This is a genomic window from Plantibacter sp. VKM Ac-2876, from assembly GCF_015350715.1.
GTDB classification, from domain to species: Bacteria; Actinomycetota; Actinomycetes; order Actinomycetales; family Microbacteriaceae; genus Plantibacter; species Plantibacter auratus.
The window spans coordinates 423,281-439,959 of record NZ_JADKSI010000001.1 but is presented as its reverse complement, the minus strand read 5'-3'; the positions used below and the strand labels follow the sequence as shown (position 1 = coordinate 439,959).

The following is a 16,679-nucleotide window of genomic DNA, read 5'->3' as shown; positions in this document are numbered from 1 at the left end:
CATTCGCCCATGTTTGGGCGAACGGACACTGCGTCGCCCAAAGATGGGCGAATGAACTGAGGCCTAGAGGGTGTTGCCGAGCTTGAAGCCCTGGGCTTCGTCGCCCTTGCGGGTGTAGGAGAAGCCGTCGGCACCGATGGTGACCTCGAGCTCGGAGTCGTCGGTCCTGGAGACCACCGGCTTCGGCTCGCCGTCGAGGTCGAGCACGAGCGACGCGTCCGTGTACCAACTCGGCACGACGGCGTTGCCCCACCAGTCGCGACGCTGGTTGTCGTGCACGTCCCACGTGACCACCGGGTTGTCGGGGTCGCCCGTGTAGTAGTCCTGGGTGTAGATCTCGATCCGGTGGCCGTCGGGGTCGCGGATGTACAGGTAGAACGCGTTCGAGACGCCGTGCCGGCCGGGGCCGCGCTCGATGACGTCCGACATCCGCAGCGCGCCGAGCTTGTCGCAGATCGCGATGATGTTGTGCTTCTCGTGCGTCGCGAACGCCACGTGGTGCATGCGCGGTCCGTCGCCGCCCGTCATCGCCGTGTCGTGCACGGTCGGCTTCCGCCGCATCCAGGCCGCGTACGTCGTCCCGGCCTCGTCCTGGATGTCCTCCGTGACGCGGAACCCGAGGTCTTCCATGTACGCGACCGCCCGCGGCACGTCGGGCGTCACCTGGTTGAAGTGGTCGAGCCGCACGAGCGCGCCCGGCGTGTACAGGTCGTAGCGCCAGGCCAACCGCTCGACGTGCTCCACGTCGTAGAAGAACTCGACGGGGAACCCGAGTGGATCCTCGACGCGCACCGAGTCGCCGATGCCTTTCACATACCCCTCGGCCCGACGCTCCACCCGGCACCCGAGCTCCGTGTAGAAGGCGACCGCGCGGTCGAGGTCCTCAGGGCTCCGCACCCGGTAGCTGAACGCCGCGACGGCCGCCACCGGCCCCTGCCGCAGCACGAGGTTGTGATGGATGAACTCCTCGAAGCTCCGCAGGTAGACGGTCGTCTCGTCCTCCTCCGTGACCACGAGGTCGAGGACGTCGACATAGAACTTCCGGCTCGCGGCGAGATCCGTGACGACGATCTCCATGTACGCACAGCGGAGGATGTCCGGCGGGGAGGCGGCGGGCGTCGGGATCCGGTTCACCGGTGCGGGGATCGGGTCGGCTTCGGTCACGACGGGCTCGGCCGACGACGGGGTGATGGGGTTCGACATTGATCTGCGTCCTTGCTGATCTCGTTTGCTGGGTGGAGGTCGACCGGGAGCGGTCAGTGCGCGGCCTGCAGCGGCCCGCCGGTCCCGAAGCGCGGGGAGTGCGCCTGGTTCAGCGTGATGTGCACCGCCTGCTGGTCGGTGTAGAAGTCGATCGAGCGGTATCCGCCCTCGTGCCCGAGGCCCGAGGCCTTGACCCCGCCGAACGGCGTGCGGAGGTCGCGCACGTTGTTCGAGTTCAGCCACACCATCCCGGCCTGCACGTTCTGGGAGAAGGAGTGGGCCCGCTTGAGGTCGTTCGTCCAGATGTACGCGGCGAGCCCGTACTTCGTGTCGTTCGCGAGCGCGAGCGCCTCCTCGTCGGAGTCGAAGGGGGTGATGGCCACGACCGGCCCGAAGATCTCCTCCTGGAAGATGCGGGCGGTCGGCGGGACGTCGGCGAAGACCGTCGGCGCGACGTAGTTGCCGGTCGGGAACCCCTCGGGGCGACCACCACCGGCGACGAGGCGACTCTCGGTCTTGCCGATCTCGACGTACCCCATGACCTTCTCGTAGTGCTCCGGGTGCACGAGCGCGCCGACCTCAGTGGTCGGGTCGTTCGGGTGCCCGACGACGATGTTGCGGGCCCGCTCGGCGTAGCGCTCGACGAAGTCGTCGTAGACACTCCGCTCGACGAGGATGCGGCTGCCGGCGGTGCAGCGCTCGCCGTTCAACGAGAACACCCCGAACACCGTCGCGTCGAGGGCGTCGTCGAGGTCGGCGTCGGCGAACACGACGGCCGGCGACTTGCCGCCGAGCTCCATCGAGAGCCCCTTCAGGAACGGCGCGGCGTTCGCGAAGATGAGCTGGCCGGTGCTGCTCTCGCCGGTGAACGAGATGAGCGGCACGTCCGGGTGCTTCACGAGGGCGTCGCCGGCGTCCTCGCCGAGCCCGTTCACGAGGTTGAACACGCCGTCGGGCACGCCGGCGTCGCGGAAGATGTCCGCCCACAGGCTCGCCGAGAGCGGGGTGAACTCCGCCGGCTTCAGGACGACCGTGTTCCCGGTCGCGAGAGCCGGAGCAAGTTTCCAGCTCTCGAGCATGAACGGTGTGTTCCACGGCGTGATGAGCCCCGCGACGCCGATGGGCTTGCGGTTGACGTAGTTCACCTGCCGCCCGGGCACCTTGTAGGTGTCGTCGTGCTGGGCGACGATCAGGTCGGCGAAGAACCGGAAGTTCTCGGCGGCCCGCTTCGCCTGACCGAGCGCCTGCGTGATCGGCAGTCCGGTGTCGAAGCTCTCCAGCTCCGCGAGGCGGGCGTCCTGCGCCTCGACGGCGTCGGCGACCCGGTGGAGGATCCGGCTGCGCTCGCGGGGGAGGAGCCGCGGCCACGGACCCTCGTCGAAGGCGCGCTTGGCGGCGGCGACGGCGAGGTCGATGTCGGCCTGCTTGCCGGCGGCGGCCTGGACGTAGGTCTCGTTCGACACCGGGTCGAGGACGTCGAAGGTGTCGCCGTCGACCGAGTCGACGAACGCGCCGTCGATGTAATGCCGGATACGGTCGGGCAACGCTGCCGGAACGTGCTGGGTCATGGGTGGTTCCTCCGGTCGGTGGTGGACGGCGGTGACGACGGCGGGCGGGCCGTCGTGGGCGGCTGGTGCTCCGCCTGGTACGCGAGCATGGCGTCGAGGGTCGCGGTGCGGTGGTCACGGGCGGCGATCTCGATCTCGAGCGGCTGCGCGCCGGCGGCGATGAGTTCGAGGATGCCGTCGTGCTCGGCGACCGACTCCCGCGCGCGGCCGGGCACGAAGCTGAACGTGGAATCGCGGAGCGCGTTCAGCCGCCGCCAGCCGCGGTGGACGAGGTCGAGGACGTGCGGGTTCGGGCACTCCTCGAAGAGGACCGTGTGGAACTCCAGGTTCAGCGCCGTGAACGCGTGCGGGTCGAAGTCGTCGAGGGTGCGGCGCATCCGCTCGTTGATCTCGCGGGCGCGGGCCAGGTGGTCGTCGGTCAGGTAGGCGGCGCTCATCGAGGTCGCTGCGCCCTCGACGAGGGCGAGCGTCTGCATCGTGAAGAGGTACTCGGTCTCGTGCAGCATCGCGACCTGCGCGCCGACGTTGCGCTCGAACGTCACGAGCCCCTCGGCCTCCAGGCGACGGATCGCCTCGCGCACCGGAACCACGCTGATGTCGAGCTCACCGGCGATCTGGCCGAGCACGAGCCGGTACCCGGGGACGAAGCGCCCCTCGTCGATGGCCTCGCGGATGAACCGGTAGGCGCGCTCGGACTTGCTGAGCGACGCCTCCTGCCCGGTGGTCGGGTGTGGTCCGCTCATCGTCCCTGCTCGCTCTCGTATCGCGCCCGCCACTCGGCGTTCAGCGGGAAGAGGCCGTCGACGGCGGCACCGCCACGGACCTGCTCGGCGATCCAGGCGTCCTCCGCCTCCTGCACGACCGCCTCCGCGGCGACCTCGGCGGCGAACGCCCGGGGGATCGCGATGACGCCGTCACCGTCCCCGACGATCACGTCGCCGGGCAGGACCGTCGCCCCGCCGCAGGTGATCGCGACATCGGTCTCCCACGGCACATGGCGGCGCCCGAGGACGGACGGGTGCGGACCCTGCGAGAAGGTCGGCAGGTCGAACGCCGCGACCTGCTCGGCATCGCGGATGCCGCCGTCGGTGACGACCCCGGCCGCTCCCCGCTGCTGTGCCCGAAGCGCGAGGACGTCGCCGACGGTGCCCGTGCCGCGCTCGCCGCGTGCCTCGATCACGATGACCTCGCCGGACTCGACGGTGTCGAAGATGCGCTTCTGCGCGTTGAAACCGTTGCCGCACTCGGCGAAGAGGTCGGGCCGGTAGGCGACGAAGCGGAGGGTGCGGGCCACACCGACCATGCGCGTACCCGGTCGTGAGGCGTGGACGCCCTCGACGAAGACCTCGGTGTACCCGCGGGCCCGGAGCTTGGCGCTGAGCGTCGCCGTCGAGACCGAGGCGAGCTGTTCGGCGACCGCCGCGTCGAGCGGTTCGGCGGGTGATGCAGTGGTGGGAGGCTCAGCCGGTGCAGGCAGACCCGCCGCCGTAGCTTCCCCCCAGGCTTCGATGCGCTGACGGTCGTCGACGGCCGGCTTCGCGCCGAACCCGCCGAAGGGTTCGGTGCCCTCGACGACCGTCGTCACGAGTCGACCGCTCGTCGGGGTGCCGGGTGCGGTCGGTGCGTCGACCTCGACCTCGACGACGTCGCCGGGCACGACGACGGAGGAGCCGGCGGGTGTGCCGGTGAGGATGACGTCGCCGGGCTCGAGCGTCGCGAGCTGCGAGAGGTCGGCGATGAGCTGGGCGAAGGGGAAGAGCAGCGTGTCGCTCGTGTCGTCCTGGACCACGACGCCGTTGACCCAGGTGCGCACGCGGAGGGCGGCCGGATCGATCTGCTCGGCGGAGATGACGGACGGGCCGAGCGGCGTGTAGCCGTCGCCGCCCTTCGAGCGCAGGTTCGACCCCTTGTCGGCACTGCGGAGGTCGTAGAGCCCGAAGTCGTTCGCCGCGGTGACGCCCGAGACGTGCTGCCAGGCGTCCTCGACGCGGACGCGGCGGGCCGCGGTACCGATGATGATCGCGATCTCGCCCTCGAAGGCGAGCAGTTCCGCGCCGGCCGGGCGCTCGATGGTGCCGCCCGTGCTCGAGACGGAGGACCACGGCTTGAGGAAGTACGAGGGGTGCTCCGGCGTGCGGCCGCGCTGGGCCGCTCGCGACGGGTAGTTGAGGTGGACGGCGATGACCTTGCCGCCCCCGCTGTTCGGGAGGCCTTCGATGCCCTGGTGGCTGCTCATCACACGTCCTCGTTGTCGGTATCCAGAATCGTATACGATCCGGACGCAGTGGGAAAGGGTCAGTACCCGTCGCTGCGGGTAGCGTCGCTCCGGCCGTCGATGAAGCGCTCGGCCAACTGCTCGGATGCGCGGGCGAGGAGCGACACGTCCGCACCGACGAGGACGAAGGACGCCCCGCGGTCGAGGTAATGCTCGGCCATGACGGGGTCGAAGGCGTTCACGCCGGCCGGCTTCCCCGCGGCGGCGGCGGCATCGAGCACCCGCTCGACAGCGCTGACCACGGTGGGGTGCCCCTGCTGGCCGAGCAGGCCGAGCGACGCCGAGAGGTCGGCCGGACCGACGAACACCGCATCCACGCCGTCGACCGCCAGGATCTCGTCCGCCTGCTCCACAGCCTCCGCCGACTCGATCTGCACCGTGAGCGACACCGAGTCGTTCGCCTGCGCGAGGTAGTCGTCGATCCGGTTCCAGCGGGAGGACCTCGCGAGCGCGCTGCCGACCCCACGGACGCCCTGCGGCGGGTACCGCACGGCCTGCACGAGCGCCGCCGCCTGCTCGGCCGACGACACCATGGGCACGATGAGGTTCTGCGCCCCGAGGTCGAGCACCTGCTTGAGGGCGACCGCGTCGCCGAACGGCACCCGCACCAGCGGACACACCGGGAAGGCGGCCACCACCTGCAGCTGTAGCTGGATGCTCTCCAGGGTGTTCGCCGAGTGCTCGCCGTCGATGAGGAGCAGGTCGAGCCCGCTGCCCGCCGCGATCTCCGCCGCGATCGGGCTGCCGGACACCACCCACATCCCGACGAGGGGACGGTCCGCGGTGCGCAGGCGCTCGCCGAAGGTCGGCGGCAGGGTCATTCGAATCGGCATGTCACGGCTCCCAGCCCCTGGTATTCGGCGTGGACGGTGTCGCCCCGTTCGACCCACATCGGTCTCGTGAACGATCCCGACAGGATGATCTCCCCGGCGGCGAGACTCCCGCCGTGCTGGGCGAGCTTGCCGGCGAGCCACGCGACGCCGAGTGCCGGGTGCCCGAGGACGGCGCCGGCGACGCCCGACTCCTCGATGGTCTGGTTGCGGTACAGCAGGGCCGAGACCCAGCGCGGGTCGATCGCGTCGGGGCGGACGGGCGTTCCGCCGAGCACCATGGCACCGAGTGCCGCGTTGTCGGCGATGGTGTCGACGATCGTGCGGCCGGCGAGTTCGATGTGGGAGTCGAGGACCTCGAGCGCCGGCACGATGTGGTCGGTCGCGTCGAGCACCTCGAAGATCGTGCATTGCGGGCCCTGCAGCGGGCGACCGAGGACGAACGCCAGCTCGACCTCCACGCGGACGTTGGAGAAGGCGTCGAAGTCGAGCGTCGCGCCCGAGTCGAAGACCTGGTCGTCGAGGATGACCCCGTAGTCGGGTTCGGTGATCCCGGTGGCCTGCTGCATCGCCTTCGAGGTGAGGCCGATCTTGTGGCCGACGACGCGCTGACCGGCGGCGATGCGGCGTTCGGCCCAGAGCGCCTGCACGGCGTAGGAGTCCTCGATGGTCATGTCGGGGTGCCGGGCGGTGAGGAGGGGGATGACGCTCCGCTCCTCGTGCGCCGCCGCCAACTCGTCGGCGATCGCCTGTCGTTCGTGATCCTGCATCGCGTCCCGTCCTCATCTGCATCGACTGCGGCTTGCGATCACGATACGGTGCGTCGTCATCGACTGCCTCTTGCGCGGTGACCACGATTGTATACGATGTGGTGTACATTCTGGCGGTCCAATGACGGGCCGCGACGGACAAAGGGGTCTCGAGACAATGACAACCGCATCACTGGCGCGAGCGACGACGCCCGCGGAACTCCGGCGCGTGGCCTTCGCCACCGTCATCGGCACCACGGTCGAGTGGTACGACTTCTTCCTCTACGCGAGCGCCGCCGGCCTCGTCTTCTCGCAGCTCTTCTTCCAGCCGGCAGGGCCGCAGGCCGCGCTGCTGCTGTCGTTCGCGACTGTCGGCGTCAGCTTCCTGTTCCGGCCGCTCGGCGCGTTCGTCGCCGGGCACTTCGGCGACCGCATCGGACGGAAGAAGATGCTCGTCATCACGCTCTTCCTCATGGGCGCCGCCACGACGCTCATCGGTCTGCTGCCGACGTACGACCAGATCGGGATCATCGCCCCGGCACTGCTCGTGTTCCTCCGCATCCTGCAGGGTCTCTCGACCGGCGGGGAGTGGGGTGGCGCCGTCCTCATGGCCGTCGAGCACGCGCCCACCGGTCGCCGCGGTCGTTTCGGTGCCTTCCCGCAGATCGGTGTCCCGATCGGATTGCTCCTCGCCTCGGGCATGCTCGCCCTCATGACGGGCGTGATCTCGCCCGGCGCCGCGTTCCTCGAGTGGGGTTGGCGGATCCCGTTCCTGCTGAGCTTCGTCCTGATCATCGTCGGCTACGTCGTGCGCCGGAAGGTCGACGAGAGCCCCGTCTTCGTCGCCCTCGCCCGGAACAAGGAGCGTCGCCGGGTCCCGATCGTCGAGCTGTTCCGCCACCACTGGCTGCTCGTGCTGCTCGCGGCGCTCACCTTCGCCGGCAACAACGCCGCCGGCTACATGACCACGGGCGGCTACATCCAGAACTACGCGACGACGCCGCTCGCCGACGGTGGCCTGGTGGGCATGGAGCGGACGCCCGTCCTGCTCGCGGTGACCGGGTCGGCCATCGTCTGGCTGATCGTCACGTGGTTCGCGGGCTCGCTCTCCGACCGGATCGGCCGACGCAACACCTACATCATCGGTTGGGTCGCGTTCCTGGCCACCGTCTTCGTGCTCTTCCCGCTCGTGAACACCGGCAACCCGTGGTTGTTGTTCCTCGGGCTCGCGTTGTTCACGATCGGCAACGGCTTCACCTACGGGCCGCAGGCGGCGTACTTCGCCGAGCTGTTCCCCGCCTCGATCCGGTACACGGGTGTGTCGGTCACCTACGCGATCGGTGCCATCCTCGGCGGCGCGTTCGCGCCGACGATCGCGACCTGGCTGGTGCAGGTAACGGGGTCGTCGACGAGCGTCGCGTTCTACATCGCCGGCATGATCGTCATCGCCTTCGCGGCGACCCTCCTCCTCCGTGACCGCACGGGCATCCCGCTCGGTGGCGAGGCGGAGGACGAGCAGAGCCGTGGTCAGATCTACGGCGCGCGGAGGTAGCCGCGGTCAGATCGACGACGCGATGGTCGCGGCCCCCTCAATGAGGCGGGCCGCGATCTCGGTCTCGGGGCGGCTGCTGGAGACGTAGACGACCGCGAGGGCGGCTGCCGGCGAGCCGTGCGCGGCGAGCGGTACGGCGACGGCGCGGAGGCCGGTGATGACCTCGTCGTGGCTCGACGCCCAGCCCTGTTCGCGGACCACGGCCAGCTCCGCGCGGTGATCGTCGTCGAGGGCGTCCGGCCACTGCGCTTCCGACAGACGGGACGCGATCGCCTTGCCGGGCGCACCGACACCGACCGGGTGCCGGGTGCCTGGCCGCTGCGCGATCGACCCCATCGTGTGCCGTGGCTCGACGCTGACGAGCGTGACGATCTCATCGCCGTCCAGCACGGTGAGGAAGCAGGTCATGCCGAGTTCGTTCGCGATCGCCGTCAGCTCGGGCAGGGCGGCGGCCTGCAGATCGTGGGAGACACCGGCGGCGAGGGCTGCCAGGCGCGATCCGAGTGCGATCCGTCCCGCACCGTCGCGGACGACCAGGCGGTGGTCTTCGAGCGTCCGCAGGAGCCGGTAGGTGACGCTGCGGTGCAGACCGAGCGTCGCGCTCAGGGCGTCGATCGTGAGCGGGGTGCGCGCGTCGGCCAGGACCTCGAGGATCCGGATGCCGCGCGAGAGCGTCTGGGAGTGGGCGCTGCTGGCATCGGTCACGACTCGACCCTATCGACGAGCCCCGCGAGTTGCCCTGATCGGTGCGATTCTTCGCCGATACCGTGCAGAGCCGGGCGACTCAGCGGGTGATCGGGTAGGCGACGAAGGCGAACCGTGAGCTGTCCGGGGACCAGCTGTTCACGTTGAGCGTGCCTTGCCCGCCGAACAGCGGGTAGCGGCGGAGCGGGGTCGCCCAGTCGTCGGTCGAGACGAGCCGGACCTCGACGTCGAGGTCGGCCGGGTGTCCGATCGTGCCGGCGGGGAAGGCGATGTACGAGGCCAGTCGGGCGTCGGGGGAGAGGTGCGGGAACCAGTCGACGGTGTCGCTCATGACAAGTTGCTCGAGCTCACCGCCGCCGTCCGGGATCCGCGCGAGTTGCGCGTGGCCCGGGGCTGTGCCGAAGTGCTCCGTGTTGCAGAGTAGCCACCGGCCGTCGGGCGACCACTCCGGGCCGTCGAGGTGGCCGTCGCCCGTGTCGAGGACGGTGACGGGGCCGCCGCCCTCGACCGCCGGAGCGATCGCGAGCCGACCGGGGTGCTCGAAGCCCTCGAGCTCGACGTACGCGATCCGCGTGCCGTCGGGCGAGACGCCGTGGAGGAAGTGCCACCGGTCGTCGTCGGCGGTGAGCTTCGTGACCGGCCCGCCGGAGAGCGCGCCGCGGTGGATGTGCCCGTCCATCGCCGAAAGGAGGATGTGTTCGCCGTCGGGGTCGAGGACGTGATCGTTGTTGAGCTCCGGGAGGCCGTGGAACTCGATCGGCGTGAGCCCCGCGGTCGGGTCGTCGACCGCGAGCGCCCAGAGTCGCCCGTTGCCGTTGAGGTACAGCGTCCGGCCGTCGAGGGACCAGTTCGGCGCTTCGACGAGGAGCTCGTCGGTCTCGAAGAGGAGCACGGGCGCGTCATCGTGCGGCCCGCCGAGCAGGACGCTGGAACGCTGGCCGGGGGTGAGGGCGCGGAAGGTCATGCGCCCATCGTCCTCCAGTCCGTCGTGATCCGGGAGGACCGTTCCTCCCGGATCACGATCCGACGACTACTTGACGAGCGCGAACCCCGCGGTCCAGGAGATCTTCTCCGACGCCGCCAGCGTGAGCTGCAGGAAGCCGATCGCCTCGAGTTCGTGGGCGCGCTTCAGGGATCCTGCGTCGACGGCCTCGAGGCCACCGGCGGTCACGAGCTGCTGCAGTGCCGCCTTGGCGTCGGCGTCGTCCCCGGCGATGAGGACCGTGGTGGCAGCGTCGCCGACCTGCTTCGCGGCGAGGGTCGCGGCGAAGTTCGTGTTGAAGGCCTTGAGGACGTGGGAGCTCGGGAGCTTCGCCTGCAGTTCCGCTGCAGCCGAGCTGCCGGCGGGGACGGTGAGGGCGTCGAAGGTCGAGAAGTCGAGGGGGTTGGTGATGTCGACGACGACCTTGCCCGCGAGCTGGTCGGCGTACTGCTCGACGATCGTCGCGAGGGCCGGGTAGGGGACCGCGAGGACGACGATGTCGCCGGTGATCGTGCCGGTCTCGGCCGATCCGAGGTGGTCGACGGAGGCGCCGCCTGCTGCGAGGACACCGGCGATGGCGCTGCCCATGTTGCCGGTTCCGAAGATGGTGACGTTCGTCATGACGATGCTCCTTCTCGTGGCCGCCTGGTCACGGGTCAATTGGTTGTTGATACAACTAACGTAACACCGGTTAGTTGTAGGCGCAACTATTGCTACGCTGAAGTCATGACCGAGACGCGATGGCTGAGTGCGGACGAGCAACGCTCCTGGGTGCGCTTCGCAGCGGTGCTCGAACTCCTGCCGGCCGCGCTCGACCTCCAGCTCACGCGGGACGAGCACCTGACGCATTTCGACTACTTCACGCTCGCGATGCTGTCCGAGACGCCGGACCGCACGCTGCGCACCTCGGCGCTCGCGGCCCGGACGAACGCGACGCTGCCCCGCTTGTCGCGGGTGCTGACGCGCTTGGAGGAGGCCGGCTTCGTGGCGCGGACGCCGTGCCCGGAGGACCGACGTGCGACGAACGTGACGCTCACCGATGCGGGCTGGGACAAGGTCGTCCAGGCTGCGCCTGGCCACGTCGAGCACGTGCGATCCCTGGTCCTCGACGCACTGACGCCGGCGCAGATCGAGCAGCTCGGCGAGATCTCGGCCGCCCTCCTGACGAAGCTCGACCCCGACGGCCGGATGTTCGTCAGCGAGGCCTGATCTCCGTCACCGGGGGGATTTGCGGCGCTCGCGGGCTGCGTAGCGTGGGGCTCGACGTCGTGGACACCACCGAGCGCGACGCGGATCGGAGCGAATGATGGCCGGATCGACGCAGCCCGAACCTGCACCACACGGGGACGAGGTGCCCCAGGGCGGTCCCGCCGCGGCGGAGCCCGAGTCGACGCCACCGCCCACGTCGATGAACGGCGGGACGACCTCCGTCTGGTACTTCGTCGGCGCCACGTTCCTCTTCGCCGGACCCTTGATCTTCGGCGACCACGACTTCGGGTTCTTCCGGATCATCACCCTCGTCCTCGGCGCGGTGCTCATGGTCGCCGGGTTCGTCGTGCTGCGACGCGAGAGCGGCAAGCGGTCCTGAGGTCACTGTCGCCGGGTCGGCCCGCCAGCCGTTCAGCCCGCGAGCCGGTCAGCCCGCCAACCGTTCAGGCGGCGAGCCGTTCAACCGGCGAGGAAGGCCCTGATGCCGTCGAGCAGGCGGTCGACGTCTTCGTCCGAGGTGTACGGGGCGACGCCGACGCGGAGGCCTCCGACGTCGTCGAGGCCCAGCGCCGCGAACGGCTCGACCGCGTAGAACGAGCCTGCTGGTGCGAGGACGTCGCGTGCGGCGAGGAAGGCGGCCGCGTCGGCTGAACGCCTGCCCGGGAACGTCATGAACAAGGTCGCCGTGCGCTCGGCGGCTCGCGAGTGCAGTTCGACGAGCGGGCCGAGCTCCGCGAGGGCGTCCTCGATGCGGGTGCGCAGCGCGAGTTCGCGCTCGTGGACGGCTGCGGCGGAGGCGACCAGACGGTCGCGTCTCGTCGTGGCGTCACCGGGGTCGATCGACGCGAGCACGCCGATGGCCGCCGTCACGCCGGCCATGAGCTCGTAGGGCAGCGTGCCGAACTCGAAGCGCTCCGGCACCACGTTCGTCGACGGCAGCAGCTTGTCGGGGTGGATCGACTCGAGTAGCGCTGGCGACGCGGCGAGGACACCGCAGTGCGGCCCGAAGAACTTGTACGGCGAGCAGACGAAGAAGTCGGCACCGAGGGCCTCGACGTCGACGACGTGGTGGGCCGTGTAGTGGACGCCGTCGACCCAGACGAGCGCGCCGACCGCGTGCGCCCGGTCGGCGATCGTCCGCACCGGCGGGATGGTGCCGAGGAGGTTCGACGCGGCGGTCACGGCGACGAGTCTCGTCTGCTCGGTGACGAGGGCGTCGAGGTCCGCGAGGTCGAGCTCGCCCGTCGCCGGGTCCAGATCGATCCAGCGCACGGTCGCACCCGCGCGTTCCGCCGCCTGCACCCACGGACGGACGTTCGCGTCGTGGTCGAGTCGGGACAGGACGATCTCGTCGCCGGGGATCCAGCCGCGCGACAGATGCCTGGAGAAGTCGTAGGTGAGCTGGGTCGCGCTGCGGCCGTAGACGATGCCTCGCTCATCGGCGGCGAGCAGGTCGGCGCACGCGGCACGGAAGGCGGTCACGGCGTCGTCCGCCCGGCGCTCGGAGGCGACCGACGAGCCCCGGTTGGACAGCGGCCCGGTGAGGGTGTCGAGGATGGCCTGGCCGACGGCGAGCGGCGTCTGGGTGCCGCCGGGCCCGTCGAAGTGGGCGATGCCCGAGGCGAGGGAGGGGAACGCGGTGCGGAGGAGGGCGACGTCGAGGGTCATGCGTCCATCCTCCCGCGCCGGGAGCCGGAACGTGCGGACCGGGGGAGCGAGCGCGCCATCGCTTGATACAGTGCCTGTGTGTCCAAGCTCATCGCTCCGCCCCGTGTCGGGCGTCTGGAGGTCGTCGGCGTCCGCAACGCCGGCCCGAGAGAGCAGTGCACCCGGTCGACCACCTCGCCCACCCGGTGAGGACGTCGGCCTCGTCCATCGCGCTCGTCCGAGCGACGTCGACGGGGCCGCGCACCCTGACGTACCCACCGCAGCGCACCGACCCGCGGAGGGTCTCTCCGCCGTCTCAACGACGGCCCAGCCGAAACCGGTGAACCCATGATCCCCCTGAACGAATCCCAGATCCGAGCCTCCTTCGTCAACGCGTCGCGCAAGGAGGTCAATGACGTGAGCCTTCCCGTCGACTTCGACACGCTCGACTTCGAGGTGCGTGACTTCCTCGGGTGGCGCGACAAGAAGCTGCCGCGACGCGCGTACGTGGTCACGATCGTCGACGGCGAACTCGTCGGCATCCTGCTCCGGCAGGCCGACGCGATGCCCCGCACCCGGCCGCAGTGCGCGTGGTGCCAGGACATCACGCTCAGCAACGACGTCGTGTTCTACAGCGCGAAGCGGGCCGGACAGGCCGGCAAGAACGGCGACACCGTCGGCACGCTCGTCTGCGCCGACTTCCAGTGCTCGGCCAACGTGCGGAAGCTGCCGCCGCTCGCCTACGTCGGTTTCGACGCGGAGGCGGCTCGTCAGGAGCGCATCGCGACGCTCAGCGTCCGCGCCGCCTCATTCGCCTCCTCGGTCCTGAACGGCGTCGGCTGACCCACTGAGCCGCCCGGATCTGCACGAATTCCAGTGATGTTCGCGCAGATTCGGGCGACTCAGGAGGGCGGCGCGGTCAGGGACGAGGCTCGGACCTGTAGCTCGGGCAGGACCTGGGTGCGCTGCGTGGGACGACGACGGCCCTCGGACAGGCGGGCGACCATCGTCTCGACGGCCATCCGACCGATGTGCTGCTTCGGTGGGCGCAGCGCGGTGATGGGCGGCTCGCCGTTCTCCGCCACCTCGTCGTCGTAGGCGACGATCGCGAGATCCTCGGGGATCCGCACGCCGCGGTCGAGGCAGTGGTGCTCCAGCAGGATCGCCTGCGGGTCGGCGTGCACGAACAGCGCGGTGGTCCCCGTGGCGAGGCACTCGTCGACAAGCGCACCCAGCCGGGCATCCCTGGCCCCGTTCTCGACGTCGTCGATCTCGGCGTTCACCGTCAGGCCCGTGTCCAGCCCGAGGTCCGCGGACGCCCTCGCCCACCCGCGCCGCAGGTGGTCGGAGGTGGGGGAGTGCCGCGCCGCGGCGATGCCGATGCGGCGGTGCCCCTGCTCGTACAGGTGGCGGACGGCGAGCACCGCGCCGAACTCGTGGTCCGTCGTCACCCACTCCAATGAGCGCAGCGCGAGCGATGACGGCGCGCGACGCTCGGCCAGCACGACCGGGATCGGCAGCGCATCGAGCCAGGCGAGGAGGGCGTACCCGTCCTGGCCCGCGGTGTCGGGCGCGGCGATGAGCCCGTGGATCCCACCCGTCTCGACGAGCGCGGCCATCTGCCGGCGCTGGTCGGCCGGGTCGTAGGACGAGCCGCGGAGCACGAGCTGCGAGCGGCTGAGGGCGGCCGTGGCGCGGGCGCCGTTGACGATCTGCGGCCAGTAGTAGCTGAGCGACGGCACGACCATGCCGATGCGGTACCTGGCGGGGCCGGCGGCGTCGGCGGATCGCGCGACCGTCTGATCGAGGGAGCTCCGGGCGGTGGCGCCACCGTGGACCCGCGTGACGAGCCCGAGGTCGGCGAGCGCCGTGATGTCGCGTCGGATCGTCAGCTCCGTGACGCCGAGGATGACGGCGAGTTCGCGGACGACGACGGAACCGTTGCGTCGGACCTCGTCCATGATCCGTTCGCGGCGCTCGATGCCGAAGACCTGTGAGGGTCCGGCACCGGCCGGTGCTCCCCGGTCGTCGTCGTCGGTCATCGTGCGGCCTCCACGGTGACGAGCAGACGATCCGTATCGGGACGCGGCAGCAGCCGCACGCGGGTGATCGTCTCGCCCCAGGATGACCGCATCATCGGGTCGTCGAGCCGGACGACCTCGATCGCGACCTCGGCCGCGTCGTGCTGGAGCATCACGTCCCGGGCGTCGGCGACCAGTCGACGCACGAGCAGGGTCACCGGATCGACCTCGGTCACGTCGCCCCACAGCATGAGGGTGACGGCCGTGCCCGCCGGGTCGTCGAGCGTCCAGACGTCCTCGATCACGACCCGCGACGCCGTGCGGTCGAGCGTCGCGGTCCGGCGCCAGTGTTCGTGCTCCGCCAGCCCGTAGGCCGCAGCGAGGTCCATCGACCAGCTCGCCGGCCCGCCCTGGTCTCCGCCCCGGCGATCGCGCGCCGCGAACTCCGGTCCGTCCTGCTGCAGGAGACCGCGCGGTGCCGGGACGCTGTGCCAGTCGCTGCGCATGCACCAGATGTCGTAGCGGTGCGGGCCGAAGGTCCGCGCGTCGTAGGTGGGCCGCCCGGGATCGATGACCGCGGGGACGCCGTCGAGTGCGACGATCACGCTGCCGAGGTCGTTGTGGTTGTGGTTCTCGTCGTTGTGGCCGCCCTTGAGGCTGACCGCGAGTCCGTCGGATCGCCCGTCGTGCTCACGGGCGAGGCTGACACCGATCGACGGCAGGTCGACCGACGCCGGCAGCGGCAACGTCGCGTTCCGGGCGTCCGCGCCCGCCCACTCACGATCGAGACAGACGCGGACGAGCCGCCCGATTCCCGCCCGGTCCGTGGCGACGGGGGCGTCGCGATCGCGATGTGCCGTTGCGTACGTGACGACGTCCGGCAGCTCGAGTCGCCGACCCCAGCGATGCAGGAGATCGTACGGGAGCGAGCGGTCACCGCGTGCTCGGGCATCCGCGACGTTCACGTACCAGTCGGCGGACAGCTGCATCCGCAGCGGGAAGCGGAGTGACTCGGGCAGCAGGTCGAGGGCGTCGAGCGCCAGGCGACCTCCGGCGAGACGATCGAGGGTCTCGACCGCCTCGAGGGCGCGAGCCGCCCCGTTCCACCAGTACTCCCAGCCCTCGTCGATCGCGCCGTCCTGTGGGAGGCCCGCCAGGTAGCGGTCGATGCCGTCAACCGCTCGGTCGATGACGGGCTCAGCGCGGTCGGGGCTGCAGAGCACCGCCGCCGCCGCGATCGTGTTGCCGAGGATCCAGGGGTTCCAGTTGTGGAGGACGACCGGCTCGCCGCCAGGGTCGACATCGAGGCCGAGCCAGTGCCAGTCGTCGCGGTCGAGGAACGGCCGGAACACCCGTTGCTCGGCCTCGGCTCGCAGCCGGTCGGTGAGGCCCGGGTAGCGCTCGTCGAGCTCGTCGCCGAGGACGGCGATCGCCCAGGCGACGGCCGCGACCGCCTCGCCGGCACCGAGGTCGAGGAACGGTTCGTCGAGCGACGGCGTCACCGTCCCGAAGCGGCGGAACGCGTCGTCGTGGGCCGCCCAGCACCAGGTCGTCTGCTCCGCGAGGAGCCACAGGCCGTCGGCGACCTCGGCGAGCGGGTCGTGCGGTGCGGCCACCGCGACACCGGCTGCAGACGCGGCGGCGAGGATCACGGCACGGGAGAGGCGTGCGAGTCGGTCACCGACCGCCGTCTCGTAGGAGAGGCGCTCCCCGGCGAGTGGGTAGGCGCTGTACTGCGAGAAGAGCGGCTGGGGCCAGGGCGCCGCGGAACGGCCGGTGGTCGCGGACTCACGCGTCGCCTGGGCGACGAAGGCGTCGAGCAGCCGTCGGTCGATCGAGCTCCAGTCGCCGTCCGGCACGATGGACCGGAGTGCGGTCGCCGGGCGCTGTGACCACGCCGTCACCAACGGGCCGTGCGACCGACGTCGCTCATCGGTG

The 16,679-nt window shown here is 70.6% G+C and carries 16 protein-coding genes; 4 read left to right on the top strand and 12 right to left on the bottom strand.

The window, feature by feature from the left end; translation table 11 throughout:
* Nucleotides 1-63 precede the first annotated feature (63 nt).
* Genes hpaD through ITJ62_RS02020 form a run of 6 tightly spaced genes read right to left on the bottom strand, consistent with a single transcriptional unit; the run spans nucleotide 64 to nucleotide 6,646 of the window.
* Nucleotides 64-1,203 carry a 3,4-dihydroxyphenylacetate 2,3-dioxygenase gene (gene hpaD / locus ITJ62_RS02045; RefSeq protein ID WP_194599480.1) on the bottom strand — a complete coding sequence of 380 codons (1,140 nt, stop codon included), beginning with the start codon at nucleotides 1,201-1,203 and terminating at the stop codon, nucleotides 64-66.
* Nucleotides 1,204-1,256: 53 nt separating this feature from the next.
* Nucleotides 1,257-2,771 carry a 5-carboxymethyl-2-hydroxymuconate semialdehyde dehydrogenase gene (hpaE, locus tag ITJ62_RS02040; RefSeq protein ID WP_194599479.1) on the bottom strand — a complete coding sequence of 505 codons (1,515 nt, stop codon included), beginning with the start codon at nucleotides 2,769-2,771 and terminating at the stop codon, nucleotides 1,257-1,259.
* Nucleotides 2,768-3,514, bottom strand: coding sequence for a GntR family transcriptional regulator (locus ITJ62_RS02035; protein ID WP_071261785.1), 747 nt, complete (start codon nucleotides 3,512-3,514; stop codon nucleotides 2,768-2,770). Before ITJ62_RS02035 ends, hpaE begins: the two co-directional genes overlap by 4 nt.
* The gene (locus ITJ62_RS02030; RefSeq protein ID WP_194599478.1) at nucleotides 3,511-5,007 is read right to left on the bottom strand and encodes a fumarylacetoacetate hydrolase family protein; all 1,497 of its coding nucleotides are present in this window, start codon (nucleotides 5,005-5,007) and stop codon (nucleotides 3,511-3,513) included. Before ITJ62_RS02030 ends, ITJ62_RS02035 begins: the two co-directional genes overlap by 4 nt.
* Before the next feature lie 59 nt (nucleotides 5,008-5,066).
* On the bottom strand, nucleotides 5,067-5,879 hold the full coding sequence (locus ITJ62_RS02025; protein WP_194599477.1) for an HpcH/HpaI aldolase/citrate lyase family protein: 813 nt from the start codon (nucleotides 5,877-5,879) through the stop codon (nucleotides 5,067-5,069).
* Nucleotides 5,864-6,646: a 2-keto-4-pentenoate hydratase gene (locus tag ITJ62_RS02020; RefSeq protein ID WP_194599476.1), complete on the bottom strand. Its 783-nt coding sequence runs from the start codon at nucleotides 6,644-6,646 to the stop codon at nucleotides 5,864-5,866. The genes ITJ62_RS02025 and ITJ62_RS02020 overlap by 16 nt, the downstream gene beginning before the upstream one ends.
* A gap of 157 nt (nucleotides 6,647-6,803) precedes the next feature.
* On the opposite strand from ITJ62_RS02020, the gene ITJ62_RS02015 reads away from it, so the two are divergent.
* Nucleotides 6,804-8,177 carry an MFS transporter gene (locus ITJ62_RS02015; RefSeq protein WP_079704892.1) on the top strand — a complete coding sequence of 458 codons (1,374 nt, stop codon included), beginning with the start codon at nucleotides 6,804-6,806 and terminating at the stop codon, nucleotides 8,175-8,177.
* Nucleotides 8,178-8,183: 6 nt separating this feature from the next.
* Here ITJ62_RS02015 and ITJ62_RS02010 read toward each other — a convergent pair whose 3' ends face one another.
* From ITJ62_RS02010 to ITJ62_RS02000, 3 genes are all read right to left on the bottom strand, one after another.
* Nucleotides 8,184-8,882 (bottom strand): IclR family transcriptional regulator, encoded by a 699-nt coding sequence (locus ITJ62_RS02010; RefSeq protein WP_194599475.1) that lies wholly within the window; start codon nucleotides 8,880-8,882, stop codon nucleotides 8,184-8,186.
* Between the two features lie 79 nt (nucleotides 8,883-8,961).
* Nucleotides 8,962-9,846 (bottom strand): PD40 domain-containing protein, encoded by an 885-nt coding sequence (locus ITJ62_RS02005; RefSeq protein ID WP_194599474.1) that lies wholly within the window; start codon nucleotides 9,844-9,846, stop codon nucleotides 8,962-8,964.
* A 66-nt stretch (nucleotides 9,847-9,912) separates the two neighbouring features.
* Entirely contained in the window at nucleotides 9,913-10,485 is a 573-nt protein-coding gene (locus ITJ62_RS02000; RefSeq protein ID WP_194599473.1) for an NADPH-dependent F420 reductase, read from the bottom strand.
* A 105-nt stretch (nucleotides 10,486-10,590) separates the two neighbouring features.
* Between ITJ62_RS02000 and ITJ62_RS01995 the strand changes: the two genes are divergently transcribed.
* Nucleotides 10,591-11,073: a MarR family winged helix-turn-helix transcriptional regulator gene (locus ITJ62_RS01995; protein WP_194599472.1), complete on the top strand. Its 483-nt coding sequence runs from the start codon at nucleotides 10,591-10,593 to the stop codon at nucleotides 11,071-11,073.
* A 97-nt stretch (nucleotides 11,074-11,170) separates the two neighbouring features.
* The gene (locus ITJ62_RS18850; protein WP_228497774.1) at nucleotides 11,171-11,452 is read left to right on the top strand and encodes a hypothetical protein; all 282 of its coding nucleotides are present in this window, start codon (nucleotides 11,171-11,173) and stop codon (nucleotides 11,450-11,452) included.
* Between the two features lie 80 nt (nucleotides 11,453-11,532).
* On the opposite strand, the gene ITJ62_RS01985 is transcribed toward ITJ62_RS18850, so the two are convergent.
* Nucleotides 11,533-12,741 (bottom strand): cysteine desulfurase-like protein, encoded by a 1,209-nt coding sequence (locus tag ITJ62_RS01985; RefSeq protein ID WP_194599471.1) that lies wholly within the window; start codon nucleotides 12,739-12,741, stop codon nucleotides 11,533-11,535.
* 327 nt (nucleotides 12,742-13,068) lie between these two features.
* Between ITJ62_RS01985 and ITJ62_RS01980 the strand changes: the two genes are divergently transcribed.
* The gene (locus tag ITJ62_RS01980) at nucleotides 13,069-13,563 is read left to right on the top strand and encodes an FBP domain-containing protein (RefSeq protein ID WP_194599470.1); all 495 of its coding nucleotides are present in this window, start codon (nucleotides 13,069-13,071) and stop codon (nucleotides 13,561-13,563) included.
* Between the two features lie 59 nt (nucleotides 13,564-13,622).
* On the opposite strand, the gene ITJ62_RS01975 is transcribed toward ITJ62_RS01980, so the two are convergent.
* Together ITJ62_RS01975 and ITJ62_RS19245 are read right to left on the bottom strand one after the other, a co-directional pair.
* Nucleotides 13,623-14,762 carry a substrate-binding domain-containing protein gene (locus tag ITJ62_RS01975; RefSeq protein WP_228497772.1) on the bottom strand — a complete coding sequence of 380 codons (1,140 nt, stop codon included), beginning with the start codon at nucleotides 14,760-14,762 and terminating at the stop codon, nucleotides 13,623-13,625.
* Nucleotides 14,759-16,645 carry a heparinase II/III family protein gene (locus tag ITJ62_RS19245; protein ID WP_370581784.1) on the bottom strand — a complete coding sequence of 629 codons (1,887 nt, stop codon included), beginning with the start codon at nucleotides 16,643-16,645 and terminating at the stop codon, nucleotides 14,759-14,761. Before ITJ62_RS19245 ends, ITJ62_RS01975 begins: the two co-directional genes overlap by 4 nt.
* Nucleotides 16,646-16,679: the final 34 nt, after the last annotated feature.

What these genes read in the sequence shown, in the direction of transcription:
- hpaD (WP_194599480.1), bottom strand. Translation starts at nt 1,203, where the DNA reads ATGTCGAACCCCATCACCCCGTCGTCGGCCGAGCCCGTCGTGACCGAA.
- hpaE (WP_194599479.1), bottom strand. Translation starts at nt 2,771, where the DNA reads ATGACCCAGCACGTTCCGGCAGCGTTGCCCGACCGTATCCGGCATTAC.
- ITJ62_RS02035 (WP_071261785.1), bottom strand. Translation starts at nt 3,514, where the DNA reads ATGAGCGGACCACACCCGACCACCGGGCAGGAGGCGTCGCTCAGCAAG.
- ITJ62_RS02030 (WP_194599478.1), bottom strand. Translation starts at nt 5,007, where the DNA reads ATGAGCAGCCACCAGGGCATCGAAGGCCTCCCGAACAGCGGGGGCGGC.
- ITJ62_RS02025 (WP_194599477.1), bottom strand. Translation starts at nt 5,879, where the DNA reads ATGCCGATTCGAATGACCCTGCCGCCGACCTTCGGCGAGCGCCTGCGC.
- ITJ62_RS02020 (WP_194599476.1), bottom strand. Translation starts at nt 6,646, where the DNA reads ATGCAGGATCACGAACGACAGGCGATCGCCGACGAGTTGGCGGCGGCG.
- ITJ62_RS02015 (WP_079704892.1), top strand. Translation starts at nt 6,804, where the DNA reads ATGACAACCGCATCACTGGCGCGAGCGACGACGCCCGCGGAACTCCGG.
- ITJ62_RS02005 (WP_194599474.1), bottom strand. Translation starts at nt 9,846, where the DNA reads ATGACCTTCCGCGCCCTCACCCCCGGCCAGCGTTCCAGCGTCCTGCTC.
- ITJ62_RS02000 (WP_194599473.1), bottom strand. Translation starts at nt 10,485, where the DNA reads ATGACGAACGTCACCATCTTCGGAACCGGCAACATGGGCAGCGCCATC.
- ITJ62_RS01995 (WP_194599472.1), top strand. Translation starts at nt 10,591, where the DNA reads ATGACCGAGACGCGATGGCTGAGTGCGGACGAGCAACGCTCCTGGGTG.
- ITJ62_RS18850 (WP_228497774.1), top strand. Translation starts at nt 11,171, where the DNA reads ATGGCCGGATCGACGCAGCCCGAACCTGCACCACACGGGGACGAGGTG.
- ITJ62_RS01985 (WP_194599471.1), bottom strand. Translation starts at nt 12,741, where the DNA reads ATGACCCTCGACGTCGCCCTCCTCCGCACCGCGTTCCCCTCCCTCGCC.
- ITJ62_RS01980 (WP_194599470.1), top strand. Translation starts at nt 13,069, where the DNA reads ATGATCCCCCTGAACGAATCCCAGATCCGAGCCTCCTTCGTCAACGCG.
- ITJ62_RS01975 (WP_228497772.1), bottom strand. Translation starts at nt 14,762, where the DNA reads ATGACCGACGACGACGACCGGGGAGCACCGGCCGGTGCCGGACCCTCA.